The sequence below is a fragment of the Marinovum sp. 2_MG-2023 genome (assembly GCF_030548265.1).
Classification (GTDB): domain Bacteria; phylum Pseudomonadota; class Alphaproteobacteria; order Rhodobacterales; family Rhodobacteraceae; genus Marinovum.
In genome coordinates this window covers 1-13123 of the sequence record NZ_JAUOSD010000045.1, presented here as the reverse complement: position 1 = coordinate 13123, position 13123 = coordinate 1, and the positions used below count along the sequence as shown (strand labels likewise).

The 13123-nt window shown below is 57.2% G+C and carries 6 protein-coding genes and 2 tRNA genes; 5 read left to right on the top strand and 3 right to left on the bottom strand.

The window, feature by feature from the left end; translation table 11 throughout:
- The 3 genes from Q4577_RS22920 to Q4577_RS22910 form a co-directional block, all read right to left on the bottom strand.
- Positions 1 to 75, bottom strand: a tRNA-Gly gene (locus Q4577_RS22920).
- 392 nt (positions 76 to 467) lie between these two features.
- Positions 468 to 3908, bottom strand: coding sequence for a pyruvate carboxylase (locus tag Q4577_RS22915; RefSeq protein ID WP_303473161.1), 3441 nt, complete (start codon positions 3906 to 3908; stop codon positions 468 to 470).
- Positions 3909 to 4010: 102 nt separating this feature from the next.
- Complete coding sequence (locus tag Q4577_RS22910) at positions 4011 to 4892, bottom strand: hypothetical protein (RefSeq protein ID WP_303473162.1); 882 nt, start codon at positions 4890 to 4892, stop codon at positions 4011 to 4013.
- 136 nt (positions 4893 to 5028) lie between these two features.
- Here Q4577_RS22910 and Q4577_RS22905 point away from each other — a divergent pair.
- The 5 genes from Q4577_RS22905 to Q4577_RS22885 all read left to right on the top strand — a co-directional run bounded on the left by Q4577_RS22905 (position 5029) and on the right by Q4577_RS22885 (position 12889).
- Positions 5029 to 5104 (top strand) — tRNA-Thr (locus Q4577_RS22905).
- A 93-nt stretch (positions 5105 to 5197) separates the two neighbouring features.
- The gene (locus Q4577_RS22900) at positions 5198 to 6577 is read left to right on the top strand and encodes a site-specific integrase (RefSeq protein WP_303473163.1); all 1380 of its coding nucleotides are present in this window, start codon (positions 5198 to 5200) and stop codon (positions 6575 to 6577) included.
- Between the two features lie 30 nt (positions 6578 to 6607).
- Entirely contained in the window at positions 6608 to 10105 is a 3498-nt protein-coding gene (locus Q4577_RS22895) for a DNA methyltransferase (RefSeq protein ID WP_336623655.1), read from the top strand.
- Positions 10106 to 10207: 102 nt separating this feature from the next.
- Positions 10208 to 11974, top strand: a complete 1767-nt coding sequence (locus Q4577_RS22890) for a DUF262 domain-containing protein (RefSeq protein ID WP_303473166.1) — start codon at positions 10208 to 10210, stop codon at positions 11972 to 11974.
- Between the two features lie 345 nt (positions 11975 to 12319).
- A complete protein-coding gene (locus Q4577_RS22885; protein WP_303473168.1) occupies positions 12320 to 12889 on the top strand; it encodes a recombinase family protein in 570 nt (189 codons plus the stop codon).
- Positions 12890 to 13123: the final 234 nt, after the last annotated feature.

The window sequence follows — 13123 nt, the reverse complement described above, 5'->3', positions numbered from 1 at the left end:
TGGAGCGGGCGAGGCGATTCGAACGCCCGACCCTAACCTTGGCAAGGTTATGCTCTACCCCTGAGCTACGCCCGCATACCATTGGGTGTGCGGGATTTATAAACTGTTGGCGCGGGCTGCAAGAGGAAATTGGTGTTCCGGGCGATCTTTTTGTCTTTGGCCTGTCAGAGGGGCTCTGGTTTCGCCGATCACAAGGAAACTGACCCCGGCAAAGGGGGGCTGCACATCGGGATTGGTTGGTCGGTCCCGAATCATTGCACCATCTGCGGCCTTAGGTTTGGTGCGCCACCAGAAGGGGGGCAGGGGATCGACAGGGGGGGACAAGGCGACAGCGCCGCTGGACCGACAGTCACAAGGCCGCGAAAGACCCTGAGCGGCAAATAAAAACCCCCGCTGCTTCCGAAGATGCAGCGGGGGTCAGGGGGCCTATGGCCAAGTGCGCCGGTCTTGCAAACCGGACCGGAGGGTTATTCCAGTTCGATCAGCAGGTCTTTTGCGTCGATCTGACCGGCGGGTTGGATATGCACGGCCTTGACCGTTGCATCGCGTTCGGCGTGGATGCCGGTTTCCATTTTCATCGCCTCGATGGTCAGAAGAAGATCGCCTTCTTTCACCTTGTCGCCGGCCTTGACCGCAACAGTGGCCACCACACCGGGCATCGGGGCGCCAATGTGGTTTGCATTGCCAACCTCGGCCTTGGGGTTGGATTTGCTGGAGGCCGCGACCTTGCGGTTGGGCACACGGATCACCCGTGGCTGGCCGTTCAGTTCAAAGAACACCTTGGCCTCGCCATCTTCGCCGGTTTCACCGACGGCCTGAAGCCGGATTTCCAGCTTCTTGCCGGGGTCGATTTCGGCTGTGATCTCTTCACCCGGTTCCATGCCGTAGAAGAAGGTATGCGTCGGCAGGGTGCGCACCGGACCATAGGTGCGGTGACGGCCCATGTAATCCATGAACACCTTGGGATACATCAGATAGCCGTTCAGGTCCTCGTCATCGACGACCAGCCCCTCAAGCTCTTTCGAGACCTGTGCGCGGACCTCTTCGAGGTCGACAGGCTTCAGATGTTTGCCGGGACGTTCCAGATTGGGTTTGTCTCCCTTCAGCACCTTTTTCAGAATGCCCTTGGGGAAGCCGCCGGGAGGTTGGCCCAGGTTGCCGCGCATCATGTCGATCACGCTGTCGGGGAAGGCGACATCGGTTTTCGGGTCTTCGACCTGTGACCGGGTAAGCCCCTGACTGACCATCATCAAGGCCATGTCACCGACCACCTTGGACGAGGGCGTGACCTTGACGATATCGCCGAACATCATGTTCACATCGGCATAGGTTTCCGCCACTTCATGCCAACGCTCCTCAAGCCCGAGGCTGCGCGCCTGTGCCTTGAGGTTGGTGAACTGACCGCCGGGCATTTCGTGCAGATACACCTCGGACGCCGGGGCCTGCATGCCCGACTCAAATGCCGCATATTGACCGCGCACCGCTTCGAAATAGTTCGAAATTTCGCGGATGGCGCTGATGTCCAGACCGGTGTCCCGTTCGGTGTGGCGCATGGCTTCGACAATCGAGCCGAGGGTCGGCTGCGAGGTGTTGCCGGAAATCGCATCCATCGCACCGTCAACCGCATCCACACCGGCCTGTGCCGCTGCCATGATGGTGGCAATTGCTGCGCCGGATGTGTCGTGGGTGTGGAAGTGGATCGGCAGGCCGACCTCTTCTTTCAGGGCTTTGATCAGCGGACCGGCAGCGGCGGGTTTCATCAGCCCGGCCATGTCTTTCAGACCCAGCACATGCGCGCCGGCGGCCTTCAGCTCTTTGCCCATCGCGACATAATATTTGAGATCATATTTGGCGCGGTTCGGGTCAAGGATGTCACCGGTGTAACAGACGGTGCCTTCGCAGACTTTGTTCGCGTCCAGCACGGCATCCATCGCCACGCGCATGTTTTCGACCCAGTTCAACGAATCGAAGACGCGGAACACGTCAACGCCGGTTTCAGCGGCCTGTTTCACAAAGAACTGCACCACGTTGTCGGGATAGTTGGTATAACCCACACCGTTCGACGCGCGCAGCAGCATTTGTGTCATGACATTGGGCATTGCGGCACGCAGGTCGCGCAGACGCTGCCACGGACATTCCTGCAAGAAGCGGTATGCCACGTCAAACGTCGCCCCGCCCCAGCATTCCACGCTGAACAGCTGCGGCAGATTGGCAGCATAGCTTGGCGCGACACGAATCATGTCGATCGACCGCATGCGGGTGGCCAGCAACGACTGGTGTCCGTCACGCATCGCGGTGTCGGTGATCAACAGTTTCTTTTCGTTGAGCATCCAGTCGGCAACTGCCTGCGGGCCTTTTTCGTCCAGCAGGGTCTTGGTGCCTGGTGCCGGTGCCGCACGGGAAACCGGCGCTTTTGCCGGTTTCAATTCGGGGTGCGGCATTGGCCGGCCCTGAACCTCTGGGTGACCATTGACCGTGATGTCGGCGATATAGGTCAGCACCTTGGTGCCCCGGTCGCGGCGCTTTTTGAAATCGAAAAGCTCGGGCGTCTCGTCGATGAATTTGGTGGTGTATTGATTGTTGAGGAAGGTCGGGTGTTTCAGCAGGTTTTCAACAAAGGCGATGTTGGTGCTGACGCCGCGCACGCGGAATTCGCGCAGGGCGCGGTCCATGCGGGCAATTGCCTTTTCCGGGGTCTGGGCCCAGGCGGTGACCTTGGTCAGCAGGCTGTCGTAATAACGTGTGATCACGCCGCCCGCATAAGCGGTGCCGCCATCCAGCCGGATGCCCATGCCCGTGGCCGAGCGATAGGCAGTGATGCGGCCATAATCGGGGATAAAGTTGTTTTGCGGGTCTTCGGTGGTGACGCGGGTTTGCAACGCGTGACCGTTAAGGCGGATGTCATACTGGCTGGATTTGCCGGTGGCCTCGGACAGCGACTTGCCTTCGGCGATCATGATCTGCGCCTGCACGATGTCGATGCCGGTGACTTCTTCGGTGACGGTGTGTTCCACCTGGACGCGCGGGTTCACTTCGATGAAGTAGAACTTGCCGGTTTCCATATCCATCAGGAATTCAACGGTGCCGGCGCATTCATAGTTCACATGCGCACAGATCTTGCGGCCCAATTCGCAAATCTCTTCGCGCTGCGCTTCGCTCAGATAGGGGGCCGGCGCACGTTCGACGACCTTCTGGTTGCGCCGCTGGACGGAACAATCACGCTCGTACAGGTGATAGATATTGCCCTGCTGGTCGCCCAGGATCTGCACCTCGACGTGGCGGGCGCGGGTGATCATCTTTTCCAGATAGCCCTCGCCGTTGCCAAAGGCGGCCTCGGCCTCGCGGCGGCCTTCCAGGACCTTTTCCTCGACCTCGTCTTCGGAGAAGATCGGCCGCATGCCGCGTCCGCCACCACCCCAGGAGGCTTTCAGCATCAGGGGATAGCCAACTTCGGCCGCCTCTTTTTTGATTGCGGCAATGTCGTCGCCCAGAACCTCGGTCGCGGGAATGACCGGCACCCCGGCTTCGACCGCAACGCGCCGGGCGCTGGCCTTGTCCCCAAGGGCGCGCATGGTTGCCGCTTTGGGGCCGATGAAAGTGATGCCATTGGCGTCGCAGGCATCCACAAAATCAGGGTTTTCAGACAGAAGCCCATAGCCGGGATGAATGGCATCCGCCCCGCATTGCTTGGCGACGCGAATGATCTCCTCGATGCTCAGATAGGCCGCAACCGGTCCCATGCCCTTGCCAATCCGATAGGCCTCGTCCGCCTTGAACCGGTGCAGGCCCAATTTGTCTTCTTCGGCATAGACCGCGACGGTCTTTTTGCCCATTTCGTTGGCGGCGCGCATGATGCGAATGGCGATCTCGCCACGGTTGGCTATAAGGATTTTGGTGAAGTCAGGCATTCCAGGCTTCCGTTTGTTGCAATGCAGCATAACTAGACGTTCCGAATGCCGGGGTAAACAGAAACGGTCTGATTATCGCCGCGAATCGCTTATTGTGTGGGCTTATGGCGCGATAAAAGTCACATTTGGCATGTTGACAATGCGTTCCACGTCCGCGTCGTACATGTCTGTCAGCAGGTCGATATAATCATCAGACCAGCCGGCAATGTCGACTTCTTCGTCAACTTCGTCTTCCAGCGCGTATTTGTCGAGAAAGGCCAGCATGGCTTTGCGTTTCTGGACTTCTGGAATGCCGGGGTGGTCCCGCAGGAAGCCGCGAAACCGCTGCATGCCTTCGGGCGACATGATCCGGGACAGCAAATCAAAGGCCCCGTTGATCTTGGCGCCGGATGGCAGGCCGGCCAGGGCGCGCACGATTTCGCCCCAGATCAAGGGAGAGTCTTCGTTGCACCAGGCGGTGATTTTCAAATCGGGCAGATGTTCCTGCAAGCGTTCAAACAGTTCTGACCAGCGCAGATATGCCGGGTCCGCGCCGTTGAGAAAGCTTTGGAAATCCTGGTGCGGCGTTGTTTCAAAGACCGCTGGCAGCCAGGTGGCCGGGTTGCGCAACCCGATGAACAATTCCAGGGTGTCATCTTTGAACAACCGCTGGGCATTGATCAGCCGCTCATGCGCCTTGGGGTAAAGCAGGCCGGCGCCGATGGCAATCTTGGGCACGCAAAACAGGTGGTCCTGGCTCAGGATAAGGCGATCGAAATTCTCGGCATCCTCATCCAGGATCGTGTCCAGCATGATGTCGCGTGCATCCGGGGCCGGATCTGCCTTGGTCAATGCACCAAGCGCCCCGCTGAGAATCTGGCGGTATCGGCTTGGTCCGGGCACGGCCACACCACGATCCCGCAGAGCATCCGCATTGCGCAACAAACAGCGCAGCAGCTTGTCTTCGTCGGTGGCGTGGGCGCCGGCATGGAGAATGACTTGCATGGAACTCACTGTGTCAACAATTTCCACGCCACTATAGCCCAGCCCGCGCCGGGGAAAACCCGCTTTGCCATTCCTGAAAAAAACTGTGATTTTCCTCTTGCCCAGAGTCAAATCTGGATTTAAACGGACGCGACGTGCCCCTATAGCTCAGCTGGTAGAGCAACTGATTTGTAATCAGTAGGTCCGCGGTTCGAGTCCGTGTGGGGGCACCACTAAATCCGACCCAAATAGCTGATATATATAGACATAAGTCTGTATGGGGTCGTATTTGTATCCACGGCTGTATCCACATTGCAGGCTGGATCATGAAGAATGTGACCGTGAAGTACGTCAAGAAATCCGCAAGAGATGGCCACTACGTCTACCGCAGGCGCGTTCCCAAAGTGTTGGCCGGAAAGATTCCGCAGACGGAATTTGTGAAGACCCTTGGCCGAACTTTGCAGGATGCTTTGGTCAATTACGGACCGTTCCATCAGCGGATCGAACACATGATCGCCTTGGCGAAAAATGGCGTCACCAGCCTTTCCCCAGCCGAACAGCGGGACCGATTGGTGGCCATGCTGCAAAGCTGGAACGCCGATCCGCATTCCCCCGGACGCGACGACAACGAACGGACATGGCGAGAGGTGGAAGCAGACAAGCTCATTGACCGATACCAGAACCCCGAGACGGGTGAATATGAGGGCGTTCCCGAGGAAACCCATCATGTCGCCACGGCATTGCTTGGCGGGGTCTCAGCGATAGCACCGGGGCCAACTGTAACCGATGCCTTCAAGTTCTACCTTGAGGAAAACGCCAAGAGCATACCTGAACAGCGCAAGAAGCAAATCCAGCGCTTTGCCCGTGCCGAGAAGAGTCTGATTGCCGTTCTGCGGGCTGACAAGCTGGTATCGGACATCACCCGCGCCGATGCCCGGAAGTGGCGCGATATGCGTGAAGCAGCGGGCGTCTCTCCGGCGACTATCAAACGGGAACGCAGTGACATCAGCACGGTTGTCTCGACCGCTATCAGCGAGTTGGACGTGCCGGGCATCAATCCTTTCATCGGCTTGAAACTCAAGAAGGCCGTAGAAGGTCGCCACGAGGAACGGGAACCGTTGCCGCCGGAAGTGATCGTTGGGGTTTACTCGCAACTGGCCAAACAGCCTGAACTCTTGCGGGTCTGGACCTTGCTGGACTTCACCGGGGCGCGACCCTCGGAGATTCGTGACCTACTGGCGTCGGAAATCGTGCTGGATCATGACGTGCCCCATATCGTGATTCGGGAGCGATATGACCGGACACTCAAAACAACCTGGTCACGCCGAACTATTCCGCTGATCGGGGATGCCTTGCAGGTGGCGCAAGACCTTGTGCGGGGCCGAAACGACCCGACAAGCCCGGTGTTCCCGCGTTACCACGGCGAAGGCGGCATGGACCGCATGTCGCAAGCGCTCAACCGGCGTATCCGCAAGCTGACCAAGAACCCCAAGCACGTCACCTACAGTTTGCGCCACAACATGAAAGACCGGATGCGGCAGGCGGAGGTTTATGCAGACACGCAGAAGGCGTTGGAGGGCCACGCTTTCAGCAAGGGTCAGGATGCGTCCTACGGTGGCGAGGTGCCGCTGGAGACGAAACGGAATGCGCTGATCAATGCGCTGGGCGGGGCGGGTATGTTGAAACCTGAAACCACGCTGGCCTAAGTATTGTGAACCCCAAATCTCTGAACTAGCGTGGGCCACACGGTATTTGAGCAGGACGTTGTTTTGGATTCATCTCAGGTTGAAGCGTTTATCGCCCGGTGGCAGACATCCGGCGGAAGCGAAATGGCAAATTTCCAGGCATTCGCCGGGGAATTGACGGACCTCTTGGAAGTTGAACGCCCGTTGCCCGCAACAAGCGACGGTCAAAACAATTCCTATCGCTTCGAACGTCCTGTGACCTTCACCCACACGGGCCGCACCCGGAATGGGCGGATTGATCTGTACCGGCGAGGCTGTTTCGTGCTGGAGGCAAAACAGGGGGCAGATGCGCCCGCCGAACCCAAAGATCAATTGGCCCTTCTGACAGAAGACCAAGCCCCCCGCACACAGACCGGTCACGGGCGGCGCGGGTCGGCCCGGTGGGACGACACCATGCTCAAGGCCCGAAACCAGGCAGATGGCTATGCCCGTGCGGTCAGCAAAGAGGACGGTTGGCCACCCTTCCTGATCATCGTGGATGTGGGTCACATGATCGAACTTTACGCCGACTTCTCGCGACAAGGCCAAGGGTATGCACAATACCCCGATGGCAACCGATACCGGATCAAGATGGACGATCTGCGGCGCGAGGAAACCCGCGACCTGTTGCGCACGATCTGGACCGATCCGGCATCGCTCGACCCCGCCTTGCAATCGGCACGGGTCACGCGGGAAATCGCGGATCACCTTGCGCAATTGGGCCGTAGCTTCGAAGGGCAAGGCCACGCCGCCGAGGCGGTCGCCAATTTCCTCATGCGCTGTCTGTTCACGATGTTTGCGGAAGACGTTGAACTGATCCCCAAGGGCAGCTTCACCGACAAGCTCAAACAGCTTCGCGGTCACCCCGAGCACGCGCAGCCCACTCTACAAGGGCTTTGGGAGGTCATGAATACCGGCGGTTTCTCACAAGTCCTTATGACCGACCTCAAACGCTTCAACGGGGGGCTTTTCAAAGACGCCACGGCGCTGCCGCTGAATGAGGTGCAACTGTCGCTGCTAATCGAAGCGGCAGAGGCCGATTGGAAACAGGTCGAACCGGCGATCTTTGGCACGCTGCTCGAACGTGCCTTGGACAAACGCCAGCGGCACAAGTTGGGGGCGCATTACACTCCCCGCGCTTATGTTGAACGGCTGGTGACCCCCACTTTGATGGACCCTTTGCGCGACGATTGGCGGGACGTGCAGGCGGGCGTTCAACTGCTCATGGCGGATGGCAAGGAAAAGGACGCCCGCGCCCTGGTGCATGACTTCCATCGCAAGCTCTGTGAAACCCGCGTGCTGGACCCGGCCTGCGGGTCGGGCAACTTCCTTTATGTCGCGCTGGAAATGATGAAGCGGTTGGAGGGCGAGGTCACGTCGCTGTTGCAGGAATTGGGAGAGGATCAGGGGATGCTGGGTCTGTCCGGCATGACGGTTGACCCGCATCAGTTTCTCGGAATCGAGTTGAACCCCTGGGCCGCTGCCGTGGCCGAACTGGTTCTGTGGATCGGTTATCTACAATGGCATTTCCGCACCCATGGGCAGGCCGCACCGTCCGAGCCGGTCCTGCGCGACTTCCGCAATATCTGGCAGGGCGATGCGGTGTTGCAATGGGCCGAGCGGACCCCGCGCATTGATGCGGCGGGGCAGCCTGTCACGCGCTGGGACGGGATCACCACCATGCGCCATCCGGTGACGGGCGAAGAGGTGCCGGACCCGGACGCGCGGGTGCAGGTTTATGATTATAACGCACCCAAGCCGGTGCAATGGCCCGAGGCCGAGTTCATCGTAGGCAACCCGCCGTTTATCGGGGCCAGCCGCCTGCGCGACAATCTCGGGGATGGGTATGTCGAGGCGCTGTGGAAGGCATACCCCAAGATGCCGCAAAGCGCCGATCTGGTGATGTTCTGGTGGGAGAAAGCCGCGTTGGCCGTCCGCGCGTGGAACGTCAAGACCGGCAAGGGATGCCGCCGCTTTGGGCTGATCACCACCAATTCCCTGCGCCAGACGTTCAACCGCCGGGTGCTGGAACCGCATCTGAACGACCCGAAAAAGCCGCTGTCGCTGCTCTATGCCATCCCCGATCACCCCTGGGTCGATACCCAGTTCGGCGCGGCGGTACGGATCGCTATGACCGTGGGTGCGGCGGGCAACCGCGCGGGCCGACTGCGGATCGTCGCCACCGAAAGCCGCGAGACGAGCGAGGCGGATGGGCGCGAAGTGACCTTTGACGATACGGTCGGCAAGATTTTCGCCAATTTGCAGATCGGGGCAGATGTGGCGGGGGCCAAGGCGCTCCGGGCGAATGATGGTTTGTCGTCTCCGGGCGTGAAGCTGCATGGCGCGGGGTTCATCGTTTCACCGGAACGGGCCAAATCGTTGGGTTTGGGCAGTGTTCCCGGATTGGAAAACCACATCCGGGCCTACCGCAATGGGCGTGACCTGACGGCTAGGACGCGTGGCGTTATGGTGATTGACCTGTTCGGCTTGGCAGAGACCGAAGCGAGAGAGAAATTCCCGGCGGTCTATCAACACGTCTATGACAACGTGAAGCCGGAACGGGATCAGAACAACCGCGAAGGATACCGCCGCAACTGGTGGATACACGGAGAACCGCGCCGTGATCTGCGCCCGGCGCTGGCCGGATTGCCCCGCTACATCGCGACTGTGGAAACCACAAAACACCGCGTTTTTCAGTTCCTTGATGCGGAGGTCTTGCCGGACAACATGCTGATTGCCATCGGTCTGGATGATCCTGCGGCACTTGCCGTGCTGTCCAGCAAACCGCATGTGTGCTGGGCGTTGGCCGCAGGAGGGCGTCTCGGGTACGGCAATGATCCCCGCTATAACAAATCCCGCTGCTGCGATCCCTTCCCCTTCCCCGAACTCACCGACGACCAACGCTCCCATCTCCGCGCCCTGGGCGAAGAGCTTGACGCCCATCGCAAACGCCAGCAGGCGGCCCATCCCAAGCTGACTTTGACCCAGATGTACAACGTGCTGGAAAAGCTCCGCGCGGGCGAAGCCATCGAAGGCAAGGACAAAGAAATCTATGAACAAGGCCTGATCGGCATCCTGCGCGACATCCACGACCGGATCGACGCCGCCGTGGCAGACGCCTATGGCTGGCCCGTGGACCTAAGCGACGAAGACATCCTGTTCCGCCTTGTGGACCTGAACCGCGAACGCGCCGAGGAAGAGGCACGGGGTCACATCCGCTGGCTCCGCCCAAAGTATCAGAACCCCGAAGGCGTAAGCTCCGAAGTCAAAACGACCAAGGACATGGCCCTGGAGACCGCCGCCAAGGTGGAAAAGGCCACCTTCCCCAAAACCCTTCCCGACCAGATCGCAGCAGTCCGCGAGGCTCTGGAAGAGATGGGCGAAGCCACCCCCACCGACATCGCCCGCCGCTTCAAGAACCTCCGCGTGACCCGCGTGGAACCCTTGCTGCAAAGTTTGGCGGCATTGGGTCAGGCAGAGCGGCTGGAAGAGGACAGGTACGCGGCTTGACCTTCTCTGCGCGTTTTCGTCATGTAGGGTACTCATCAGTGCTCGACCAAAACGAAGTACGTCTTGGCAACTTGGAAGCATAAAAAATGCCGGAGAATCAAAATGGCAACAGGCAGCGAGAACTATCTAAATCTGGTGAAACAGGCCTTTAAAGGCGAGTTAAAGCTGCCAGCATTCCAACGGGACTTCAAATGGAACAGAAAGCAGGTCGTTCTGTTATACGATTCCATACGCCAAGCCTACCCCTTAGGAAGCGTGATCTTCCTTGAAGGGAGCAAGCAAGAGCTTAAGGAACGAGAATTCAAGGGCGCTAGTGAAAGTGCAAGCGATCTAGATACAAAACAACTAGTTCTGGATGGCCAGCAACGATTAACGGCAGGAATTGATCTGTTCTATGGTGAAACTCAAGAAAGTAGGTCTCAGTATTTCATTGATCTTCAAAAACTAGAAGCCGCCATCATTGAAGCTGCGGTCGATTTGGACGATGAAGATGCGGTCGAAGAGTTCGTACGCGATTTGGACACAGATACTGGTTATTGCGTGGCTCGGCGTCGAGTAGATGATCAATTTTCTTTGTTGGTAAAAAAGCACCTCCTAAGTACAGTCCTTTTGCGCCCAGACAATTCCAAGAATCGCGACTATTGGGTTGAAGTATACGAACAAACTTATCCAACCAAGAAAACCCTGATCAGAAACCTGGTTAAGCCTCACTTTGTCGTTCATCAAGCACCTGACATCCCGTTCGTTTCCATAGATTCGAAGCTCCAACTTGATGCGATCAGCCGAATATTTGCGACGCTGAATTCGACAGGTAAGGTGCTGACGCCCTTTGAGTTGGTAGTCGCCGTGCTTTTTGCAAGCAACATTGATATTCGAGATGATCTCGCCGTTCTTCGGGAGGTTTATCCCAAGCTGGCTAAGATGGACAAAACTGGAGAGATAATCCTACAAACGGTTGTATTGTTAAACCAAGGCAACCATAAAAAGTCGATGTTGCCCAAAAGTATTTCCGCTGAAGACTGGGAAAGGGACAAGGACAAAGCTGGGCGCCTGTTGAATCAAGTTGGTGATTTCTTGACGGATCATTTGGGCATGGCATTGGACAAGACGGATGCACTAGTACCTTATGATTCCATCTTTGTACCAATGGCAGTTCTGTTTGATCAAATCAAATACAGCGAGATGCCCGCAAAGACTAGAGGGCAGGTCAATCAAAAGCTTATGAAATGGGTCGTAGGATCAGCACTTTCCCAGAGATATCAAGAGGGTGTTCATACGAAACAGTCTCGCGACTTCGAAAGCATTTCCACATGGATTGAGAAAGATGATCAAGATTTCGCACCGGCTTGGCTCGAAGAAGTCTCAATCCCAGCTCTACGATCAGTTTCACCCCAGGGTGCTATTGCGAACCTGCTTCGCTGCCTCGTTAACAGGGAAAAGCTGGAGGACCCATTGACCGGAGACAACGTAGGTTTTGGCATGCCGAACACAAATGCACACCACATCTTCCCTAAGAAGTACGTAGAGAAGCTTGCGGGCTGGGATGCAACCAAAGGCGATAAAGTCGATTTGGCATTAAACTTGATGCAGTTAAGCGCGGAAACCAATAGCAGATTCTTGAACGACGATCCGTGTTTACAGGTCAAAGACGCAGAAAATTCATGTGGGCGTGAAAAAACGGAAAGGATGTTCGCGAAACAGGGAGTGCTTCCGGAGGCGCTAGCGATTATGACAAAGGAAAACAAGGGACGTGATGACTATTGGAATTTCATAAAGCTTCGCGAAACCTATTTTGAAGGGCTTTTGAAAGAATTCGGTTTCGAGAACAATTCGCACCATGAGGTCTATGATGACATGGAAGAAGCATAATTGAGTTGGCAATTCATCGGACTTGGCCAACTTCGCTCAAAATTCCAAAATATTTTGGGGTAAAATTTCTGAAACGTCATACTGCCAATTACTTGTGTGATTTACCCCCCGCTGTGCCATCCTGCCACGGGATGGTGCTGATTGGAGTATCTACCAATGATCCCTGGAGAGTGTTGGTGGAAACAATTGAACCACTACGGGGAGCGTCTCACTGAACCTTGCCTGTGCGAGTCACCCAAAAGGGTGCCGCGAAGCGTCTCACACAAATCATATTGACAAATTTGGGACACCTGTATCACAAAGTCTGAATCAACAGTGATACGGATCACCCAAATGTCTCAGCCAATGCTTGTCGGGTACGCCCGAACCTCTACCCTCGACCAAACAGCCGGATTGGAAGCGCAACAACGCGACCTTGAAGCGGCGGGATGCGGTCGCCTTTTCTCCGAACATGTTTCGAGTGTGGACCAGAGTGATCGGCGCGAACTGGCGGAAGCCATGAGGTTCATCCGCGAGGGGGATACACTTGTTGTAACCAAGCTCGACCGCTTGGCACGCTCTACTCGGCACTTGCTGGACATCGTGGAAGAGTTGGATGGGCGCAAGGCGTCGCTCCGCATCCTCAATCTGAATCTCGATACGGCAACGCCAACCGGTCGCCTGATGCTGACGATGGTCGGCGCTGTCGCACAATTCGAACGAGAGATCATGTTGGAGCGGCAGCGCGAAGGAATTGCCAAAGCCAAGGCGGAAGGGAAGTACAAAGGCCGGAAACCAACAGCGCGGGAGAAATCGGATCAGGTTGAGCAGTTGAGGGCCGAAGGAATTGGCCCGACAGAGATTGCAAAACGGCTGGGAATTGGTCGCGCGTCGGTCTATCGGATACTCGCTGAGGCGAGTCAGGAGGGGCCTTAATTCACCGCATTAGCCCCGATATCTCACTGCTAGAATACCCACCCTACGGCCTGTTTTGACACCTCTCCGGGGACGTTTTGAAGGTTGCAGACATCCCCCCTAGAAAACTCCCGGCAGAGGTCCAATCCGAGCAGAAAGACCACAATGCAAGACCCCCTGACCTGCCCCCCGCGAAATCCCTCACCGTAATGTAGAGTCTGCGCCAACTCTGAAGGAGCAGACAGATGCGAAAGA

Coding starts and splice junctions, on each gene's coding strand:
- Q4577_RS22885 (WP_303473168.1), top strand. CDS start 12,320: ATGCTTGTCGGGTACGCCCGAACCTCTACCCTCGACCAAACAGCCGGA.
- Q4577_RS22900 (WP_303473163.1), top strand. CDS start 5,198: ATGAAGAATGTGACCGTGAAGTACGTCAAGAAATCCGCAAGAGATGGC.
- Q4577_RS22915 (WP_303473161.1), bottom strand. CDS start 3,908: ATGCCTGACTTCACCAAAATCCTTATAGCCAACCGTGGCGAGATCGCC.
- Q4577_RS22910 (WP_303473162.1), bottom strand. CDS start 4,892: ATGCAAGTCATTCTCCATGCCGGCGCCCACGCCACCGACGAAGACAAG.
- Q4577_RS22890 (WP_303473166.1), top strand. CDS start 10,208: ATGGCAACAGGCAGCGAGAACTATCTAAATCTGGTGAAACAGGCCTTT.